At 65.7% G+C, this 18,330-nt stretch carries 18 protein-coding genes and 1 pseudogene; 10 read left to right on the top strand and 9 right to left on the bottom strand.

The window, feature by feature from the left end:
* The first annotated feature begins 3 nt into the window (after nt 1–3).
* The 5 genes and pseudogenes from LX81_RS17195 to LX81_RS22570 all read left to right on the top strand — a co-directional run bounded on the left by LX81_RS17195 (nt 4) and on the right by LX81_RS22570 (nt 3,639).
* A complete protein-coding gene (locus tag LX81_RS17195; protein ID WP_111538545.1) occupies nt 4–1,584 on the top strand; it encodes a bifunctional metallophosphatase/5'-nucleotidase in 1,581 nt (526 codons plus the stop codon).
* Between the two features lie 72 nt (nt 1,585–1,656).
* Nucleotides 1,657–2,199, top strand: a complete 543-nt coding sequence (locus LX81_RS17200) for a L,D-transpeptidase (RefSeq protein ID WP_111538546.1) — start codon at nt 1,657–1,659, stop codon at nt 2,197–2,199.
* Nucleotide 2,200: 1 nt separating this feature from the next.
* Complete coding sequence (locus LX81_RS17205; protein ID WP_111538547.1) at nt 2,201–2,788, top strand: L,D-transpeptidase; 588 nt, start codon at nt 2,201–2,203, stop codon at nt 2,786–2,788.
* A 64-nt stretch (nt 2,789–2,852) separates the two neighbouring features.
* Nucleotides 2,853–3,089 (top strand): annotated as a pseudogene (locus tag LX81_RS23370) (TSUP family transporter); the annotation flags it as partial.
* Between the two features lie 52 nt (nt 3,090–3,141).
* Nucleotides 3,142–3,639 carry a sulfite exporter TauE/SafE family protein gene (locus LX81_RS22570; protein WP_211322805.1) on the top strand — a complete coding sequence of 166 codons (498 nt, stop codon included), beginning with the start codon at nt 3,142–3,144 and terminating at the stop codon, nt 3,637–3,639.
* A gap of 40 nt (nt 3,640–3,679) precedes the next feature.
* On the opposite strand, the gene LX81_RS17215 is transcribed toward LX81_RS22570, so the two are convergent.
* Entirely contained in the window at nt 3,680–4,600 is a 921-nt protein-coding gene (locus LX81_RS17215; protein ID WP_111538548.1) for a hydrogen peroxide-inducible genes activator, read from the bottom strand.
* A 110-nt stretch (nt 4,601–4,710) separates the two neighbouring features.
* Between LX81_RS17215 and LX81_RS17220 the strand changes: the two genes are divergently transcribed.
* Genes LX81_RS17220 through LX81_RS17235 form a run of 4 tightly spaced genes read left to right on the top strand, consistent with a single transcriptional unit; the run spans nt 4,711 to nt 9,708 of the window.
* Nucleotides 4,711–6,405 (top strand): bifunctional protein tyrosine phosphatase family protein/NAD(P)/FAD-dependent oxidoreductase, encoded by a 1,695-nt coding sequence (locus LX81_RS17220; protein WP_111538549.1) that lies wholly within the window; start codon nt 4,711–4,713, stop codon nt 6,403–6,405.
* A gap of 51 nt (nt 6,406–6,456) precedes the next feature.
* Entirely contained in the window at nt 6,457–8,193 is a 1,737-nt protein-coding gene (locus LX81_RS17225; RefSeq protein WP_211322806.1) for a SulP family inorganic anion transporter, read from the top strand.
* Nucleotides 8,194–8,204: 11 nt separating this feature from the next.
* Nucleotides 8,205–9,104 carry an MBL fold metallo-hydrolase gene (locus LX81_RS17230; RefSeq protein ID WP_111538582.1) on the top strand — a complete coding sequence of 300 codons (900 nt, stop codon included), beginning with the start codon at nt 8,205–8,207 and terminating at the stop codon, nt 9,102–9,104.
* 4 nt (nt 9,105–9,108) lie between these two features.
* Nucleotides 9,109–9,708, top strand: a complete 600-nt coding sequence (locus LX81_RS17235; protein ID WP_111538550.1) for an SAM-dependent methyltransferase — start codon at nt 9,109–9,111, stop codon at nt 9,706–9,708.
* 232 nt (nt 9,709–9,940) lie between these two features.
* On the opposite strand, the gene LX81_RS17240 is transcribed toward LX81_RS17235, so the two are convergent.
* Nucleotides 9,941–10,381: a DUF6691 family protein gene (locus LX81_RS17240; RefSeq protein WP_111538551.1), complete on the bottom strand. Its 441-nt coding sequence runs from the start codon at nt 10,379–10,381 to the stop codon at nt 9,941–9,943.
* A 2-nt stretch (nt 10,382–10,383) separates the two neighbouring features.
* A complete protein-coding gene (locus LX81_RS17245) occupies nt 10,384–10,842 on the bottom strand; it encodes a YeeE/YedE family protein (protein WP_111538552.1) in 459 nt (152 codons plus the stop codon).
* 107 nt (nt 10,843–10,949) lie between these two features.
* Here LX81_RS17245 and LX81_RS17250 point away from each other — a divergent pair, with 107 nt between their 5' ends.
* Nucleotides 10,950–11,249, top strand: a complete 300-nt coding sequence (locus LX81_RS17250) for an ArsR/SmtB family transcription factor (RefSeq protein ID WP_111538553.1) — start codon at nt 10,950–10,952, stop codon at nt 11,247–11,249.
* A 120-nt stretch (nt 11,250–11,369) separates the two neighbouring features.
* Here LX81_RS17250 and LX81_RS17255 read toward each other — a convergent pair whose 3' ends face one another.
* The 6 genes from LX81_RS17255 to LX81_RS17280 are packed head-to-tail and all read right to left on the bottom strand — an operon-like array spanning nt 11,370 to nt 18,301.
* Nucleotides 11,370–13,583 (bottom strand): heavy metal translocating P-type ATPase, encoded by a 2,214-nt coding sequence (locus LX81_RS17255; RefSeq protein WP_170134014.1) that lies wholly within the window; start codon nt 13,581–13,583, stop codon nt 11,370–11,372.
* Entirely contained in the window at nt 13,580–14,725 is a 1,146-nt protein-coding gene (locus LX81_RS17260; protein ID WP_111538555.1) for a c-type cytochrome, read from the bottom strand. Before LX81_RS17260 ends, LX81_RS17255 begins: the two co-directional genes overlap by 4 nt.
* On the bottom strand, nt 14,718–15,443 hold the full coding sequence (locus LX81_RS17265; protein ID WP_170134015.1) for a c-type cytochrome: 726 nt from the start codon (nt 15,441–15,443) through the stop codon (nt 14,718–14,720). Before LX81_RS17265 ends, LX81_RS17260 begins: the two co-directional genes overlap by 8 nt.
* Complete coding sequence (locus LX81_RS17270) at nt 15,440–16,078, bottom strand: c-type cytochrome (protein WP_111538557.1); 639 nt, start codon at nt 16,076–16,078, stop codon at nt 15,440–15,442. The genes LX81_RS17265 and LX81_RS17270 overlap by 4 nt, the downstream gene beginning before the upstream one ends.
* The gene (locus tag LX81_RS17275) at nt 16,075–16,698 is read right to left on the bottom strand and encodes a cbb3-type cytochrome c oxidase subunit II (protein ID WP_211322807.1); all 624 of its coding nucleotides are present in this window, start codon (nt 16,696–16,698) and stop codon (nt 16,075–16,077) included. The genes LX81_RS17270 and LX81_RS17275 overlap by 4 nt, the downstream gene beginning before the upstream one ends.
* A 10-nt stretch (nt 16,699–16,708) precedes the next feature.
* On the bottom strand, nt 16,709–18,301 hold the full coding sequence (locus LX81_RS17280) for a cbb3-type cytochrome c oxidase subunit I (protein WP_111538559.1): 1,593 nt from the start codon (nt 18,299–18,301) through the stop codon (nt 16,709–16,711).
* Nucleotides 18,302–18,330 lie beyond the last annotated feature (29 nt).

Genomic DNA, 18,330 nt, shown 5'->3' on the forward strand with positions numbered 1-18,330 from the left:
TCCATGGTACGAACATCGAAGTACCGGCTGATACGGAACCTGACCGTTTTTGGAATGCTCGCCGCCGGTTCCACCGCCGTGATGGCTGAGGAGCGCAGTCTCACAATCCTGCATACGAACGACATCCATGGCCGATATGCGGCTTTCGAGGTTGCACCCGGAAACGCCACTTCGCAGACGGGCGATCCGGGCCGGGATCCGGAGGAGTTCGATCGCTCCGGTGAGATTGGCGGCTTTTCCCGACTGGCGACCAAGGTACGGCAGGTTCGGGAACGGCATGATGCGGAGAATGTCCTCCTCGTCGATGCCGGCGATACGTTCAGTGACGACCTTGTCGGCAACGAGACCGAAGGTGAAGCAATCATTACCCTCATGAATGCCGTGGGGTATAATTTCATGGCGCTCGGGAACCACGATTTCGACTACGGCCTGGAACGAACGCGCGAACTCGAGACATTCGCCACCTTCCCGATGCGTGCCGCCAACATACTTGAGGACGACCAACCGGTCTTCGGAAAGCCCTGGCAGGTGTTCGAGCGGGCAGGGATGCGGATTGCGGTCGTCGGCATCGGCTATCACAATACCGATCAGACCAGCGGCGCCAGTAACATACGCGGATTGTTCTTCACCGACGGGATTGCGGCGGTCGAAGACCTCCTGCCGGAAATGCAGGAGGCATCCGACATCGTGGTCGCCATTTCCCATCAGGGCACGAAGGCGGATCGCTTGCTTGCCTCGCGCGTGGACGGGATCGACGTGATTGTCGGCGGTCATTCGCACGACAGGTTGCAGCCCCCTGAGAAGATCGAGGGCACCTGGATCGTTCAGGCTCTCGCCGATGCGGCGATGCTGGGTGAGCTGACGCTCGTGGTCGACGAAGCGAACCGCCTGCGTCGTGTCGAGGGGGCCGTCCATCTACTCTGGGCGGACGAAATCGAGCCCGACCCTGAGATCGCCTCCCTCGTTACCGATCTTGCCGAGCCATTTGCGGACGCGCGCGATACGATCCTTACGGAGAGCGTCGATCGTATCGGGCGGCAATACCGCAGCGCCAGTCCGTTCGACACGCTCGTCGGCGACATCCTGCGCGACCATACCGGGGCGGACATCGCGATGATGCCGGGCGTCGGTTACGGGCTTTCGTTTGGTCCCGGGCCGGTGACGCGCGGAGCACTTTATACCCTGCTGCCGCATCCCGCCAAGCTGGTGACCTTCGAGATGAGAGGGGAAGATATCGTGGCTGTACTGGAGCAGAGCGCCACGAACCAGAGTCCGGTCGACCCGCAGGACACGGTCGGCGGGCTGGTCCAGACATCCAATCTTGGATGGACCGTCGATCTGACGCGACCCGTCAGCGCGCGCATCTCCGATGTGACGATCGAGGGCCGGCCGATCCAGATGGATGAATGGTACCGCGTCGCGACCAATTCGGGGATGGCCAACGGTCTGCACCGGTACGACTTTTCGGACATACGCGAGAAGACGGTCCACGAAGTGTCTGTCACCAGTGTCGTGGAGGACGAGCTCGCGCGGCGTGAGAGCATCACGGCCCCACCGACGGACCATGTCAAACTGATCCGATGAGGCTCAACGGCCCTTAAGGCTCGCTTAAGCCGGGGGGTCGAGACGGCTCGGAGCACCAGAGCGGAGAGCAGAATGACAGTTTACCTTTCGCGGCGGCGCTTCCTCGCGACGACGTTGGTCGGCCTCGCGACACCCGCCATCGCACGTGCGTCCGCGACCCGCCGCAACGCGTCGAGCTTCCGCATGCAGGATTGGCGGGAGCATTTCGACGATCTGGGCGTGGGCACGATCATCGCCGACACGCGATCCCGTGCCGTGCATTTCTGGAACGGCGACGGGAGCGACTATCGCGTCTACCCCACGTCGGTGCCGACATCGGACGAACTGACCAAGCGCGGCTATACCGAGATCGTGCGCAAGAAGGTCGGTCCGGACTGGACGCCCACGCCGTCGCAAAAGGAGCGGTTCGGCTGGGAATACATGCCGCCGGGGCCCGACAACCCGCTCGGGACGCACGCGATGTATCTCTCGTGGCCCGCCTACCTGATCCACGGAACGCATGATACGCGCAAGATCGGCCGGCGATCTTCGGACGGCTGCATCGGTCTCTACAATGCCCAGATCGAGGAGCTTTATGCCCTTTGCCCGGTCGGGACACAGGTCCGGGTGATCTGAGATGACTATTGCCCGCCGTCGATTCCTTACTGGCGTGGCCGCGCTTGCCTCGGCACCTCTGGCCCTTCCCGCGCAGACCTTCGCACCGGTCATGGAGCCGCAGGTCGTCGCGTTGCGCCATCCGCTGCCGCCCGGTGAGGTCCATGTCTTCCCCGATCACTTCCGGCTCTACTGGACGCTGCCGGAGGGGCGGGCCTGGGTCTATCCGATCCGCGTCGGACGCGACGATCTCTACGAGGCGGGAGAATTCTATGTGGGCGCCAAGAAGGAATGGCCGTCTTGGATGCCGACGCCGGGTATGATCGAGCGCGAGCCGGAGATTTACTCTCAATATGCGGAGGACGGGATGGAGGGCGGCCCTGGCAATCCCCTGGGGGCCCGCGCCCTCTACCTCTTCCAGGAGGGGCGCGGCGACACCTTCCTGCGCATTCACGGAACGAACGATCCGAACAGCATTGGTCGGGCGGTTTCGAACGGCTGCGCGGGTCTGACGAATGCCCACATCGTAAAACTCTACGACCAGGTCCCCCTTAACACCCGCGTGATCCTCTATCCCAAGATGGGATCCTCCGCCTTCACGGCAGGATGAGCAGGCAACCCCGGAACTCCGCCGCGCGGCATGTCGCGAGTGCCGGCGGATGGATGCGTCGAGCATGAATGATCTTGGAGCAATCCAGTACGGTCTTGGTGCAGTCTTGGGCATCCTGATCGGTGTAAAGCTCGGGCTCTTCGGTGGCGGCGGATCGATCCTTGCCGTTCCTCTGCTGATTTATCTCGTGGGCGTCCCGTCCGCGCATATGGCGATAGGAACGAGTGTGTTGGCCGTCGCCGCGAATGCCCTCGCAAGCCTTGCGAACCACGCCCGGCACAGTTCGATTCGCTGGGCCGCCGCATTCGCCTTCTCGGCTGCCGGCATTCTCGGAGCCTGGGGTGGATCCAGCCTTGGAAAAAGCTTTCGATGGCGATCGCCTTCTATTCTTCTTCGCGCTTCTCATGATGGGCGTAGCCATCGCGATGTTTCTGAAGCGCGATACGTCGGGTGGAGCCGCGGCGAAACGGAAGGCCGGCCGTTGGGCAATCGCCGTCGCGGGCGGTGTGACGGGCCTTCTGTCCGGCTTTTTCGGGATCGGCGGCGGTTTCCTGATCGTGCCCGCGCTCATGTGGACAACGGGAATGCCGATACTCGATGCGGTGGGGACGTCGCTCTTTGCGGTCGCATCCTTTGGCCTGACCACGGCGTCCAACTACGCATTCTCGGGCTTCGTCGACTGGCCGCTGACCGCGGCGCTCGTCGCCGGCGGAGCCGCTGGGAGCGTTTTGGGAGAACGAGGAGCCCGCTACCTGTCGACGAAGGATGGTCGGCTCGACATCGGGTTCTCCGCTCGGGTCTTCGTCGTTGCCATCTACATGGCCATCGAAAGCCAGTATGCCGTCTCGTAGCAGGAATGAGGAGCGATTGCATTTCTGCGCCGGACACCTGCTATGCTGGCCAGTGGGCCTCTGCGAAGAGGCCATCTCGCGCCTCCCGGAGGCAACCTCCGATACGGTCGAACGTCTCGGCACGGGCCGAGCTCTTCCGCCAGGCCAGCACGATCTCGCGTGGTCTCGCCCCGCGGAGTGCCGTTAGCGAAAGATGCTGACCCGTGACTGCACCGGCGGCGATGGCCAGGTCGGGCAGCAGCGTGATGCCGAGACCCTCCTCCACCATGGCCGCAAGCGTGGGCAGGCTCGTGGCGGCGAAGCTCTCGTCCTCGCCCAGAAGCGCCTCGGGGAAGGCCGAAAGGGCGTGACGTTGAAGGCAGTGGCCCCGGTCGAGGAGAAGCAGGCGGCGTCCGCTCAGATCCTCGCCGTCCACGATACCGGCATTGGCAAGCGGGTGATCTACGCGCGTGGCGAGATGGTAGCTGTCTTCGAACAGGGCCCGGGTTTCCACACGGGCCGGGACAGGGTGCGGCAGCGCCATCAGTACAAGGTCGAGGCGTCCGGCCAGAAGTGCCTCGATAAGGCTGTCGGTCAGTTCCTCCCGCAGCGAGACCTTCAATCCCGGCAGGTGCTCGCGAATGAGCGGCAGGGCGCGCGGCAGGACGAACGGCCCGACCGTGGGGATCACCCCCATCCTGAGAAGCGCGCCGCCCGTCCCGGCCTCCCGCGCCGCGTGATCCTCGAGATCGGCCACGGAAGCGAGCACATCCCGAGCCCGGGCGGCGAGGTCGTTCCCGAGCGGTGTCATCGATACGCTCTGCCGTGTCCGCTCCGCCACCTGGATACCAAGCCCTTCCTCCAACTCCCGGATGCCGGCCGAGAACGTGGATTGCGTGACGTGACAGCGTCCTGCCGCCTGCGAGAAGCTGCACGTCTCGTCGAGGGCGACGAGGAAGCTAAGCTGGCGGAGCGTGGTCATCCGTTATCGATACAGTCGATCACAACGCGCTGTAAATTCAATTTCACCGCAGGAAGTGGTTATCCTAATAATTGCGGATATTGCCGTCAGGGTCCGAGGAGGAGAAGACCATGGACGTGAAGAAACTCACCGACAGGCTTTCGGTCGGGCCGCAGATCACTCCGGCCGACGTGGCTGACCTGAAGTCCAGGGGCTTTCGATCGATCGTCGTGAACCGGCCCGATGGTGAGGGCGGCGATCAGCCTGCCTTCTCCGAGATCGAGGTGGCCGCACGGGAGCAGGGACTGGAGGCGCGGCACATCCCGGTCGAGACCGGCAAGGTCTCGGACGCCGACGTAAAGGCTTTCGCCACGGCGCTCGAAGAGTTGCCAGGGCCGATCTATGCCCATTGCCGGTCGGGAATGCGATCCGCCACGCTCTGGGCCCTGAGCCAGGCGGGTCATCGTCCGATGGCCGACATCCTCGCGCGCGGTAAGACGGCGGGCTTCGATCTGAACGGTGTCGCGCGGCGGATTGCCAATGGCGGCCGCGTGCCGACCGATACGGGCGACGCGAAGTACGACGTCGTCATCGTCGGCGGCGGGGCCGCCGGGATCGCCGTGGCCGCCTCGCTGAAGTCGCGCCGCTCGGGGCTCTCCATCGCCATCGTCGAACCGGCGGAGGTGCATTACTACCAGCCGGGCTGGACCATGGTCGGCGCCGGCATCTTCACCGCCGACGAGACGGCGAAGACCATGGGCGCTTTGATCCCGAAGGGCATCACTTGGATCAAGGGCGCGGTCGCGGCCTTTGAACCGGAGAAGAACGCCGTGGTGCTCGAGGGATGCCGGGTCGTGACTTACGACCGGCTCGTGGTTTGCCCGGGGCTGAAGCTCGACTGGAACGCAGTCGAAGGCTTGAGCGAGACACTGGGCCGGAACGGCGTAACCTCGAACTACCGCTACGACCTCGCGCCCTATACCTGGGAGCTTGTGCAGGAAATGCGGGGCGGGACAGCGGTCTTCACGCAGCCGCCGATGCCGATCAAGTGCGCCGGTGCGCCACAAAAGGCAATGTATCTCTCGGCCGATCACTGGAACAGCAAAGGGCGGCTCAAGGACATCGACATTCACTTCGCCAATGCCGGCGGCGTGCTCTTCGGCGTCAAGGATTACGTGCCCGCGCTGATGGAATACGTGAAGAAGTACGACGCCACGCTCGATTTCTTCCATAATCTCGTCGCCGTGGACGGGTCGGCGCGCAAGGCGACCTTCAAGGTGACGAAGGAAGGCGAGGAGCCGACCATGCGGGAGATGGCGTTCGACATGCTCCATGTCTGCCCGCCGCAGACCGCACCCGACTTCATCCGAGTCTCGCCGCTGGCCGATGACGCCGCCGGTTGGGTGGACGTGGACCAGCACACCCTTCGCCACAAGAGTTTCGACAACGTCTGGTCGCTCGGCGACGTGATGAATGCCCCCAACGCCAAGACGGCTGCCGCGGCCCGGAAGCAGGCACCGACCGTGGCCGAGAACATCGTGGCGGATATCAAGGGCGGATCGGCCGTCGCTGCCTATGACGGGTATGGCTCCTGCCCACTGACGGTGGAGCGCGGCAAGATCGTGCTGGCCGAGTTCGGCTACGGCGGCGCGCTGCTCCCGACCTTCCCCAAATGGATCCTCGACGGGAAAAAGCCTACGCGGCTTGCGTGGATGCTCAAGGCGCAGATGCTGCCGCCGATCTACTGGCAGGGCATGCTGAAGGGGCGTGAATGGATGGCCGCCCCGGGCCTCGCGCCGCAGGACGCACCAACCGAACGGGCGTGACCTCTACGCCGGCGGCATGGCCGCCGGTCCTCCCGAACCACCGAGTACCCCATGATCCGCACGCTGCGCAGATACCTCCCCATCCTGGACTGGGGCCGCCACTACGATGGCGCCGCGTTCGGCAGTGATGCGCTGGCGGCCCTGATCGTGACGATCATGCTGATCCCGCAATCACTGGCCTACGCCCTGCTTGCCGGGCTGCCGGCCGAGGCGGGGATCTACGCCTCGATCCTGCCCATCGTGCTCTACGCGATTTTTGGGACGTCGCGATCTCTGGCCGTCGGGCCCGTCGCCGTCGTCTCGCTCCTCACTGCGACGGCTGTCGGGCAGGTCGCCGAACAAGGGGCGGCCGGTTATGCGACTGCCGCGCTGACGCTCGCGGGGCTGTCGGGCATGTTCCTCATTCTTCTCGGCGTGTTCCGGTTGGGGATACTTGCGAACTTTCTCAGCCATCCGGTGATCGCCGGGTTCATCACCGCCTCGGGCATTCTGATCGCTACCTCGCAGCTGCGCCATATCCTCGGTATCGAGGCCGGGGGGCACACGCTGATCGAGATGGTCGCGTCGATCGGCGCCAATCTGGGTCAAATCCATCTCGCCACCCTGGCGATCGGGGTTCCGGCCACGGCGTTCCTGTTCTGGGTGCGGCGGGGCATGAAACCGGCGCTGCTGAAGCTGGGCGTTTCGGCGACGTTGGCCGATGTCATGACGAAGGCCGGCCCGGTGCTGGCGGTCGTGGTGACCACCTTGGCGGTCTGGGTGCTGTCGCTTGATCGGGTGGGCGTTGCCGTCATCGGAGACGTACCGCAAGGCTTGCCGCCCTTCACTCTTCCGGGTCTCTCACCGGATCTGGTCCGCCAACTCTTGGTCCCGGCGATCCTGATCTCGATCATCGGCTTCGTGGAATCTGTCTCTGTCGCACAAACGCTGGCCGCAAAGCGACGTGAACGGATCGATCCCGACCAGGAGCTGATCGGGCTCGGGGCGGCCAATCTCGGCGCCGCGTTCACCGGCGGCTATCCGGTGACGGGGGGCTTCTCGCGTTCCGTCGTCAACGACGATGCCGGAGCGGCGACACCCGCGGCCGGGGCCTACACTGCCGTGGGCCTGGCCTTTGCGGCGGCGTTCCTGACACCCCTGATCTACTACCTGCCGAACGCCACTTTGGCGGCAACGATCATCGTGGCCGTTCTCGGCCTCGTGGACCTCTCGATCCTGCGTCGGACCTGGGCTTACTCAAGGGGCGATTTCGCCGCTGTAGCGATCACCATCCTTCTGACGCTCGGGGCGGGCGTCGAGATCGGTGTGGCGACCGGCGTGGTCGTGTCGCTGCTGCTGCATCTCGTAAAGACCTCGAAGCCCCACGTAGCGGAAGTTGGTCTCGTTCCCGGCACCCATCATTTCCGCAACGTCGACCGTCATGCGGTCGAAACCGACCCGGGCCTGCTGACGCTCCGGATCGACGAGAGCCTCTATTTCGTCAATGCGCGGTTCCTCGAGACGCTTGTACAGGATCGCGTCACCGAAGGCTGCGCCCTGCGTCACGTGGTCCTGATGTGCCCGGCGGTGAACGATATCGACTTCTCGGCCCTTGAAAGCCTTGAGGCGGTAAACCTTCGGCTGACCAAGCTCGGCATCGGTTTTCATCTCAGCGAGGTGAAGGGGCCCGTCATGGATCGCCTGAATACCACGCATTTCCTCGACGCGCTGAACGGCCGCGTCTTCCTTAGCCAGTACGACGCCTGGACCGCGCTTGCCGGGACGTCGTCGAGATCCGCAGCAGAATGAAAGAGGCGAAGATGGACATCCTGTCGAAGGTCAGCCCCTCCACCGGGCCCGGCTCCCCCCGCGTGGTAGGGTTCTACGAGCCGGTCTCGGGGTCGTGCCAGTACATCGCGATCTGCGAGGCGACCCGCAAGGCTGCGCTGATCGACGTGGTGCTGAACTTCGACGCGGCCGCCGCGCGGACCTCTACCGAACACGCGGAATGGGCGCTCGCCTATCTGGAACGGGAGGGGCTCGAGCTCGACTGGATTCTCGACACACATCCTCATGCCGATCACCTGATGGCGTCGGCCTGGCTGAAGGAGCGCACGGGCGGGCCCACGGCCATCGGCGAGAAGGTGCGCGACATCGCCGGGCTCTGGAGAGACCTCTACCACATGCCGGACGCCTTCGATCCCGACGTGGATTTCGACCGACTTTTCGCCGACGGTGACACGTTCCGGGTAGGGGAGTGCGAGGTAAAGGTCATGCTGTCGCCCGGCCACACCTTGGGCTCGATTACCTACGTGATCGGCGATGCGATCTTCGCCCACGATACGTTCATGCAACCCGACGCCGGAACGTCGCGCTGCGATTTCCCGGGTGGCTCGGCGCGGGACCTCTATGCTTCATTGACGGCCATCCTCGATCATCCGGACGGGCACCGGATCTTCATCGGCCACGATTACGGCACGGACAGCCGCGATGAGCCCGCCTGGGAGAGTACCGTGGCCGAGCAGAAGGCGTCGAACAAGCATATGGGCGGCGGCACTTCGGAGGACGAATATGTCGAGATTCGCGAGACGCGCGACGCGACGCTCGGCCTGCCGACCCAGATGCTCCACGCTCTTCAGGTCAATCTACGCGGCGGTCGCCTGCCGGAACCCGAGGCCGACGGGCACAGCTATTTCAAGATCCCGGCGAACAGGTTCTGAGGCGATGGATTGGGACGCACGATATGCCGAGAACGCTTTCCTGTTCGGCACCGAGCCGGCGGCGTTCCTTACCCGCCACGCGAACCAGGTTGCCCCGGGGGACCGGGTACTCTGCGTCGCCGACGGGGAGGGGCGCAACTCCGTCTGGCTCTCCGAGCGGGGCGCCAACGTCACGGCTTGGGACGCCTCTCCGGTGGCGGTAGAGAAGGCGAGAGGTCTTGCCCAGGCGCGCGGGGTCGACGTGGCTTTCTCCGTCGATGACGCGGATACGTACGATTGGTCCGAGCGATCCTTCGATGCCGTCGTCGCAATCTTCGTCCAGTTCGCAGGGCCGGAACTCAGACGTCGCATGTTCGCCGGCATGAAGCGCGCAGTCCGGCCCGGTGGAACGCTCCTGCTGCACGGCTACACGCGGGAGCAGATCGACCTCGGCACGGGCGGACCGTCGCAGGTGGAGAACCTCTATACCGAGGAAATGCTACGGGAGGCGTTCGGCGATTGGGAGCTCTCTTTCCTTTCAGCTTATGAGGCCGTGATCGAGGAAGGTTCGGCGCATGCCGGACGGTCCGCACTGATCGATCTCGTCGCCCGTCGGCTGGCATAGCCGAGCGGCGTCGACTGGATCACGATGCGACATCCGTTCTCTCGGTCAAGCAGCGATCGTTCCTCAAATCGTAGGTGCAGACGGCATTAACGAGCGCGATTTTCTCCGTGTTCGGGCCGGAGAATATGAGCTTGATCGACCCGGTACCGGACTCGGACGCCCCAGACGGCTGGATCACCCGCACCTGCTCCCTCGGAGTGGCGCACGACCCGCTGTTGCCGTTTGGCGTGGCTCATTGGAGTGCTCTTTTCGGTGCGAAGATGTCGAGCGATTTCGCCCGTGCGCCGAGCCAGAGGCCGACAAGCATCGCGGGCAGGAAAATCAGCGTGCCGGGCGCGAGCAGCGGCAGCGCCGTCCAGGCGGGGCCGGGGCAGAAGCCGCCGATGCCCCAGCCCGTGCCGAAGAGCGCCGCACCGGCGATCAACGGCCGGTCGATCCGGGTACTGGTAGGGACGTCGAACGCGGTTTCCAGCGCCGGTGCCGCCCGCCGCCAGACGAGGCGGTAGCCGAGAAAGGCGGTCGCGGTGGCGCCGGCCATGACGAAGGCGAGGCTCGGGTCCCACGTCCCCGCGAGATCGAGGAAGTTCAGGACCTTCGCCGGGTTCGCCATGCCCGAGATCACGAGGCCCAGGCCGAAGACGAGACCGCTGAGAAAACCGAGGGCGGGACGCATCTTCATGCTCCTCCAAGAATGTGGCGCAGTACGAAGACCGTGGCGAAACCGGCGGCCATGAAGGTCGTCACCGCCGCCAGCGACCGGCGCGACAGGCGCGCCAGCCCGCAGACGCCGTGCCCCGACGTGCAGCCGGAGCCGAGCGCCGTGCCCAGGCCCACTAGAAGGCCGGCAGTTGCCATGCCGGGAAGGTTCGAGGGAACGGAGTGCGCGACCGTTCCGCTAGCCAGCAGGATCGCGAAAGGCGCGGCCATCAGGCCGAGCAGGAAGGTCAGACGCCAATCCCTGTCCCGCGGCGAGCCGGGCGTCGGCAGGACGGCGCCCAGAAATCCCTGCGTGATCCCGGATATCCCGGCGATCCGGCCGAACAGGCCCATCACCATCACCGCGCTCAGGCCGATCAGGCCCCCGCCGGCGAGCGATGACCACGGCGTGAACGTCGTCTGCAACTCCATCTCCATGACATGCCCCCGTTCTATCGCCCGCGCTTGCACCAGCCGGGATTGCCGGCTACATATGAGTAACAACTAAATAAGTCAATTCTAATATAATGAATTTGGATGCAGACATGTCCGTAATTGCTCTCCAAGGGCGGGCCGATTACGTCGCTGCTCGCTTGGCGCTCGTCTCTAACGCGAAGCGGCTTCTGATCCTGTGCGAACTGGTGAAGGGCGAGCGATCGGTGGGCGCGCTTCAGGCTGCCGTGGGGCTGAGCCAATCGGCCCTGAGCCAGCATCTTGCTAAGCTGCGCGAGGCCGGCATGGTGGAAACCCGGCGGGAGAGCCAAACGATCTACTACCGCATCAGCGACCCGGACCTCGAAGTCCTGATGGCGGCGCTCTACCACTCATTCTGTAGGGACCTCTGAGGCCCTCCCTGCCCGATGCCCCTGATGGCCGAAATGTTCGCTTTTCCGGCACGGTCTGCAAACTTCAGGCCCGAACTGTTCTTCGCAAGATGTCCAATGTGCAAGAAATCCGTGTTCCAACTACGAAGCGGCGTTCGGGGAAGGCGCGGCCCATACCGGGCGGTCTGCGCTGATCCGTCCCGATGCCCACCGGGCGGTATATCTGAGCCGCATCGCATTGATCACGACGCAGAGGGAGCTTGCGGCCATCGCGAGGGCCGCTGCGAGGGGAGGGACCGCACCGGCCACGGCGAAGGCGAGAGCGCCTACGTTGTACGCGCAGGCAAAGACAAGGTTCTGTCGTAGGAGGCGGGCGGTTCGGCGGGACAGAGCATCGAGCTCGAGAAGTGGCCTTAGGCCCCTCCGGGAAAAGACCACGTCCGCGACGGCAACGCTGGCCGAGGATGCGTCGCTCACGGCGATACCGACATCCGCGGCGGCAATGGCGCCGGCATCGTTGAGCCCGTCGCCGGCGAAAGCCACTGGCCCGGGGAGGTCGCGCAGAAGGGCGACCTTCGCTTCCGGTGTGAGGCCGGCATGGAGTGTTTCGGGGGCGAGCCCGAGATCCCGGCCTAATGCTACGACCCGCGCCGCTGTGTCGCCGGATGCCACGAGGACCCGGTAGCCATGCGCCTGCAGCGATGCCACCAGGGCCGGAGCCTCGGGCCTCATGGCGTCCACGATGTCGATATCTCCGGCATGACGGCCCTCGATCGCGACATGGATGCCGGTCGCGTCCTCGGGCACCGACACGCCGTGCCTGGAAAGGAAGGCCCTGTTGCCCACGCACACGCGCATCCCGTCCACCTGCGCGGCGACGCCATCCTCGGACCTTTCACTGTCCCGCGTCTCCAGGCACGTCTCCCTCGCAGCCCGGATCGCGTCGGCGATCGGATGGCGGACATCCCCTTCAGCAGCGGCCGCGATGTCGAGCAAATGCTGCGGATCCATCGACGTGGCGACCGAGCGGATCCCGGGTCGACCCTCGGTCAGCGTTCCCGTCTTGTCGAGGACGATGGTGCGTACGGCGGCGAAACGCTCCGCGGCTTGCGGGCGGCGCAGAAAGATACCCGCGCGCGCCGCGACCGACGCGGCGCGAAGATGGGTGAGCGGAGCCGCCAGCGCCAGGGCGCAAGGACAGGCGACGATAAGGACGGAAAGGGCACGGATGGCACTCTCGGACCCCGGAAGGTCGAACGCGAACCCTGCGAGAAGCGTCGCGCCCGCCAGGCCGATCGCCAAGGGCGCGACCAGGCGGGCCGTACGCGTCGCCAGGGCATCCATTTCCGATCGGCCATGCAGCATCTCGGCGATCGCCTCGCCCATCCGGTCCACGTGTCGCGCGCCGACCCCGGCGATCACCCTGGCCGAGACGGAACGGTCGAGATTGATGAACCCCGCCTCAATCGCGGCCCCTGACCCGAGCGGGCGCGGCGCGCTTTCGCCGGTCAGGCTGGCGGTGTCGAACCGGCTTTGCCCTTGCGTGATCTCGGCATCGAGCGGCACGCGCTCACCGGGGGCGATCCGAATGATCGCACCCGGTCTCACGTCGCTCGCCATGACCTCGCGCACCCGGTCGTGCGTCTCGAGGGCAGCCCTCTCCGGCAGCGCATCCTCGACCGCGGCGATGGCCGCGCCGGAACGGCGCAAGGTGGCGATCTCGATCAGCCGAGCGACGAGAAGCAGGATGACGAGCATGACGGCCGTGTCGAACCAGACTTCGTTCCTCCCGAGACCCAGGGAGGCGACCGATCCGATCGTAGCCGCGAGTGCGCCCAGGGCCACGAGCGTATCCATTCCCGGAGCGCCCGCGCGCAACGTCCGCCAGCCGCTGAAAATCAACGGCGCTCCGGCGCCGAACATTACCGGCAGCGCCGCCAGGCCTGCGCCGGTGGCAAGCATCCGTTCGGGCAGGCCGCTGCCGCCGAGATAGATGAGGATCGACAGCGTCATCGTCCACATGCCGAACACGACGGCGATGGCCAGCCGGATGGCGAACCGGCGCTGCTCGGCTGCAATACGCGCATCGCGGTCATCGTGCCCGCGGCGCGGCCCAAGCGTATAGCCGAGCCGTGTGACGCGGCGGGCGATCTCGCGCAGATCCGTGCCCTCCGACCACAGGATCGCAGCCGAGGCGCTGGCGAAACTAACCTCGGCCCGAGCGACGCCCGGCGTGGTGGCGATCATACGTTCCACCGCCCCCGCGCAGCTCGGGCACCAGAGCCCGTCGATGGCGAAGATGGCCCGGTCCGTCTCAGCATAATCGGCCGGATCGAACGCGGGGGCAGCACTCATTTCGGTGCGGCGGGATCGGGGACGACGGTCCCTGTCGCGGAAGGCGTGTCGGCCGGGTCGCCCGAGACGCCGGCACCGAGAACGGTGCCGTCGACTTCGGCCCCGTAGAAGCCGGGATCGTCGGAATGGAACCGCTCCTGCGCCTCCGCCACCGTCAATCCGCCCTGCGACTGGCGCGGGTCGGCGGGGCGCTCCTGACTGTTGATCCAGGCAGCCACGTCCCATGCCTCTTGTGGCGACAGCGAATAGGGCAAGCCGAGCGGCATGTTGGCGTAGATGAACCCGGCCGCCGTGTTCACGCGGTGCATCCCGGCCCCCCAATTGTAGGCGTCCGACCCCCAGAGCGGCGGAAAGACGTAGCGGCCGTTTATGTCCTGCCGGCCCTGGCCGGTCTCGCCGTGGCAGACCGAACACCGCGCGGCGAAGACCTCCCGCCCGCGCTCGCGATCGTAGCCGGCTTCCGGCATGTCGGGCGTCGGGTATCCGCGCCCTGGAAGTTCGACATTCAGGGGCGCACCGGTCGCGAGCCAGTAGAAGTAACTCTCGAGATCCTTATAGATCTGATGCCCCTTGGGCGGCGCGGCGCCGGATGGGGAGGCCTGGGCGTTCATGGAGTAGGTGAAGCATCCGTTCACCCGATCCTCCATCGTGTTGATCATCTTGTTCTTGCCGCGCCAGGCGGGATATTCGCCCGCCGCGGCCCACATCGGCGCGGCATTTGCAAGACGACCGGCATCGAGGTGGCAATTGGCGCAGGCCAGGGAATTGCCGACATACTCGGTGGCGTTCGCCGCCGGATTGAGGAAAATTTCGCGTCCCCGCCGCACCGACTGGCCGAACTCGTCATCCGGGATCGATGACGGATCGGGCGGCTGGAAATATCCCTCCGCTCCGATCGGCACCGCGGGGGCATGCGGCGCGTTCTCCTCCGCGCCAAGATTGGCAACCTCGTCGTCGAAAGTTGCCCGCGCTTCTCGGCCGGCGCGGGTGGCCGCCTCGCCCGCGCTTTCGGTTTCGGCGGTTCCGGCGATCCGCGCGAGCGTGTTGTTGCGGTAGAGCCCGCCGCCCACGACAACCAGGGCCGCGACAGCGAGGACGATAAGGATTGCCCTGGAGACAGTCGTGCGGTGCCTGTCACTCATCTTGCGGCTCCCGGGTCAGCGATACGCGATCGCGCGGTTGAGGTGGGGGAAGTTCGGCCAGGTAATCCGACACGGACTTTATATCGCTGGCCGAAAGTCCCTTTGCGACGGAATGCATGAGGCCGAGCGGCGAGTTGGCCCGGTCGCCGGACTTCCAGGCGGAGAGCTGGCGGTCGATATAGGCGGCGTGCTGTCCCGCGATCGGCGGGAAGGCCTGCTCGACACCCCAGCCGGACGGGCCATGGCAGGAGAAGCAGGAAGGGACGTCGACCGTCCAATCCCCTTCAAGCGCCAGCGTCCGTCCGCGCGCGAGATCACCGCCCAGTGTGGCCCCGGCCGTCGGCTGCCGAATCTGCGCCGCGTAATAGGCACCGAGCGCCGCCATCTGCGTCGCGTCGAGCCGGTTCGCCACATACTGCATGTTGTCGTTGAGGCGCGCGCCCGCGGCATAGTCATGGAGTTGCTTGACGATATAGCCCGCCGGCAGACCGGCGAGGGCCGGGATCGGCCCCGCGCCTTGGCCGTTCTCTCCGTGGCAGGACGCACAGGCCCAGGCGCCGTCAGTACCCTCACCCTCAACAAGCGGGATCGCGATCAACGGGTCCGCCTCCGCTGCGGCATCCGCGTAGGTCTCTGCGGCGCTCCAGTCCGGCGGTTCATCCTGCGCCAGGGACGCCAGCGGGACGAAAGCCACGCAGATTGCGGCGCGCAGGATCATCGGTCGGCCTCCGGTGCGGGGGCGTTTGTGGGTATGGCGAAGAGTTCTTCGAGCTCCGAACCGCCATCGAGCGGCAAGGTCGCGGCGTCGCCAAGTCCGGCACGGCGGGCCGCGACCTGATCGGGAGAGATCTCGTCGGCGCTGTTCGACCATGACGCCCGAATGTAGGTCAGGATCCTGGCGATCTGCCCGTCATCGAGCGTCGGACCGAAGGTGGGCATGCGGCCGGTATAGATCTCTCCCTTCACCTCGATCGGGCCAGCGATGCCGCGCAGCAGGATGGTGATGGGAACATCGGCGTCGGCCGTGACGTAGCGCGATCCGTCGAGGGGCGGGATCGCGGCGCGGATGCCGGACCCGTTCGCCTGATGGCAGGTGGCGCAGTAATCGCCGAAAAGCGTAGCGCCGTCCGCCGACTCCATGATCGTCTGGTCGGAGCCCGGATCGGCCACGTTCTTTGCGGTCCCCGTTTCGGAGGCCTGCGCATCGAGCCAGAGCGTGACCGCGCCCCAGACGACGAGCGCGAGGACGACGGCGATCAGCGGCCAGGGGATCGGATTGTCGCGCTCGTGCAACTCGAACGCCGGGTCCCGGTCTTGCGCCGAGGCGCTGAAATCGTCGGGTAGCCTGCTCATCCCGACGTCTCCTCGCCCTCGACGAAGCCGTTGTCGCGGAGCGTTGGCTCGTCGGCCGGATAGGTTCGGTCGAGCGAGAGCAGGTAGTCCACGAGATCGAGGGCAGATTGTCTCGCCACGACGACCTCCCCGTCCGGTCGCATGCCCTCGGGCACCTGAACTTCGACATCGCCGTCTTCCACCTCGGGCTTGGTCTCGAAGAGGAAGGGGAAGCCCGGCATGATCGAGGTCGGCGAGATCGCGCGCGGCTGGTAAAGATGCGTCAGGTGCCAGGCACGACTCGGCATGCGGGCGCCGATGTTCAGAAGATCGGGGCCAGTCCGCATTGTGCCGAGCAGATGCGGCGCGTCGTAGACGTAATCGGCCGCGGTCGAGGCGCGCCCCCAGCCACGCTGCACGTCGGGCCCCTGGGCCGGGCTGCGCGGCTGCTGCGAGTGGCAATAGACGCAGCCCAGATCGACGTAATGCGCGCGGCCCCGGAGCTCGGCCTCCGTGTAGGGGGCCAGACCCTCGGGCGCCGCGATCGTTCTGATCTCGGCCGCCGGGACGATCACGAGGAACACGGTGGCGAAGGCCAGGATGCCGGCGGAGAGGAGGATGAGGGGAACGAAGCGGTTCACGGCAGGTCCCTCACTCGGCCGGGGCGAGCGTGTCGGCGGCCGGTGCCCGTGCAGCGCCATATCCGATGAGGATGGCCCCGAGATTCACGGCGAAGAGGACGTGACCGAGTGTCATCAATGCCCCGCCCACGGATCGTCCCTGCAGGTAAGGGATGGTCAGCTCCATGCTCTCCATCCAGTCGCGCGAGGCGTCGAGCATCGCGAGGCCCTGGAGCCAGCCGCCGATGGTCAGGGAGAGGAAGTAGATCGCGAAGCCGATCGCCACGAGCCAGAAGTGCCAGACCATGAGGGAGGGCAGGGGCCATACCCGCTCGACCAAGCGGGGGATCACGTAATAGAGCCCGCCGAACATCACGAGGCTGACGAAGCCGTAGGCGCCGAGATGCGCGTGGGCCACGGTGTAATGGGTGAAGTGGGTGACGGTGTTCACGCTGCGCACCGCCTCGAGCGAGCCCTGAAACGACGCGGCCGTGTAGAGCAGGGCCCCAAGCGCCACGAAACGCAGCGGGATGCTGGCGCGCACGACGTCGAGATTGCCGAGGCTCAGCGTGTGCTGATTGATCGCCACGGCGATGACGGGGACGAACATCATAACCGATTGCACGACGGAGAGCGTCACGACCCAGGTCGGGACGGGACCGCCGATGAGATGGTGCATGCCAACCTGGCTGTAGAAGAGTGCGAGTGCCCAGAAGCCGAGGAGCGAAAGGCGGTAGGAATAAATCGGTTTTCCGATGATGCGGGGAATGAAGTAATAGGCCGCGCCGACACCGAGCGGGGTTAGCCAGAGCCCGAGCACGTTGTGCGCGAACCACCAGTTGACGGTTGCCTGCTGCGCGCCGACGTGGAGACCGGGTATGTTGGCGACGAGAAACAGGGTCGGGAACCAGATCAATGCGCCAATATAGTACCACCCAGTGACGTAGATGTGGTGCACCTGCCGATGGCGCGCCGTCACGAGGAGCGGGATCGCGAGACAGGCACCGCCGGCGGCGAGCAGAATGTCGATCTGCCATGGGATCTCCAGCCATTCCAGACCGTCGGTCCAGCCGATATCGATCGCCACAGCCCCGAGCGCGACGCCGATCGTCCAGAGAGCCGCGCCGAGCGCGGCCAGTCCTGCCAGCCGCAGATGCGTGCCGAGGATCGTCGGCACGAGCCACAGCGCCATGCCGATGCCGACGAGGCTGAGCCAGCCGTAGGCGACGAGGTTGAGATGGACGGCGCGCATCCGACCGAAGGTGAGTGGCGCGGCGCCGTCGAGCCAGTCGGGCAGGTGAAGCTTCATCGAGGCGACGAGGCCGAAGGCGGAACCCGCCAGCATGTAGAGCGTTCCGGCCGAAAAGATTGCCAGGAGGAGCATTCGTGCGAACGGCGAAACGATCGGTTCGCCGGTTAGGTCGGAGGCCTGCGAGGCCTTTTCGGGCGACACGCTCGGATCGTCGATCCCGGTTCCCCGCGCATCCTCAGCGGCGAAGATTGTCCGGGCGTCGTTTTCGTCGAAGCTCATCTGGTTGCGTGCGATTGCCCAGATCAGAACCGCCAGCGCCGCCAAGGAGACCAGAAAACTGACGAGAACGAGCGTGCCGATCGTGAACCCCATGACCCCTCCGGATACGGCCGACCCGAGAA

It is taken from the genome of Palleronia aestuarii (assembly GCF_003253995.1).
Lineage (GTDB): Bacteria > Pseudomonadota > Alphaproteobacteria > Rhodobacterales > Rhodobacteraceae > Palleronia > Palleronia aestuarii.

Excerpts from the sequence above, each read along its gene's own strand:
- LX81_RS17195 (WP_111538545.1), top strand. The coding sequence starts at position 4 with ATGGTACGAACATCGAAGTACCGGCTGATACGGAACCTGACCGTTTTT.
- LX81_RS17200 (WP_111538546.1), top strand. The coding sequence starts at position 1,657 with ATGACAGTTTACCTTTCGCGGCGGCGCTTCCTCGCGACGACGTTGGTC.
- LX81_RS17205 (WP_111538547.1), top strand. The coding sequence starts at position 2,201 with ATGACTATTGCCCGCCGTCGATTCCTTACTGGCGTGGCCGCGCTTGCC.
- LX81_RS17215 (WP_111538548.1), bottom strand. The coding sequence starts at position 4,600 with ATGACCACGCTCCGCCAGCTTAGCTTCCTCGTCGCCCTCGACGAGACG.
- LX81_RS17220 (WP_111538549.1), top strand. The coding sequence starts at position 4,711 with ATGGACGTGAAGAAACTCACCGACAGGCTTTCGGTCGGGCCGCAGATC.
- LX81_RS17225 (WP_211322806.1), top strand. The coding sequence starts at position 6,457 with ATGATCCGCACGCTGCGCAGATACCTCCCCATCCTGGACTGGGGCCGC.
- LX81_RS17230 (WP_111538582.1), top strand. The coding sequence starts at position 8,205 with ATGGACATCCTGTCGAAGGTCAGCCCCTCCACCGGGCCCGGCTCCCCC.
- LX81_RS17235 (WP_111538550.1), top strand. The coding sequence starts at position 9,109 with ATGGATTGGGACGCACGATATGCCGAGAACGCTTTCCTGTTCGGCACC.
- LX81_RS17240 (WP_111538551.1), bottom strand. The coding sequence starts at position 10,381 with ATGCGTCCCGCCCTCGGTTTTCTCAGCGGTCTCGTCTTCGGCCTGGGC.
- LX81_RS17245 (WP_111538552.1), bottom strand. The coding sequence starts at position 10,842 with ATGGAGATGGAGTTGCAGACGACGTTCACGCCGTGGTCATCGCTCGCC.
- LX81_RS17250 (WP_111538553.1), top strand. The coding sequence starts at position 10,950 with ATGTCCGTAATTGCTCTCCAAGGGCGGGCCGATTACGTCGCTGCTCGC.
- LX81_RS17255 (WP_170134014.1), bottom strand. The coding sequence starts at position 13,583 with ATGAGTGCTGCCCCCGCGTTCGATCCGGCCGATTATGCTGAGACGGAC.
- LX81_RS17260 (WP_111538555.1), bottom strand. The coding sequence starts at position 14,725 with ATGAGTGACAGGCACCGCACGACTGTCTCCAGGGCAATCCTTATCGTC.
- LX81_RS17265 (WP_170134015.1), bottom strand. The coding sequence starts at position 15,443 with ATGATCCTGCGCGCCGCAATCTGCGTGGCTTTCGTCCCGCTGGCGTCC.
- LX81_RS17270 (WP_111538557.1), bottom strand. The coding sequence starts at position 16,078 with ATGAGCAGGCTACCCGACGATTTCAGCGCCTCGGCGCAAGACCGGGAC.
- LX81_RS17280 (WP_111538559.1), bottom strand. The coding sequence starts at position 18,301 with ATGGGGTTCACGATCGGCACGCTCGTTCTCGTCAGTTTTCTGGTCTCC.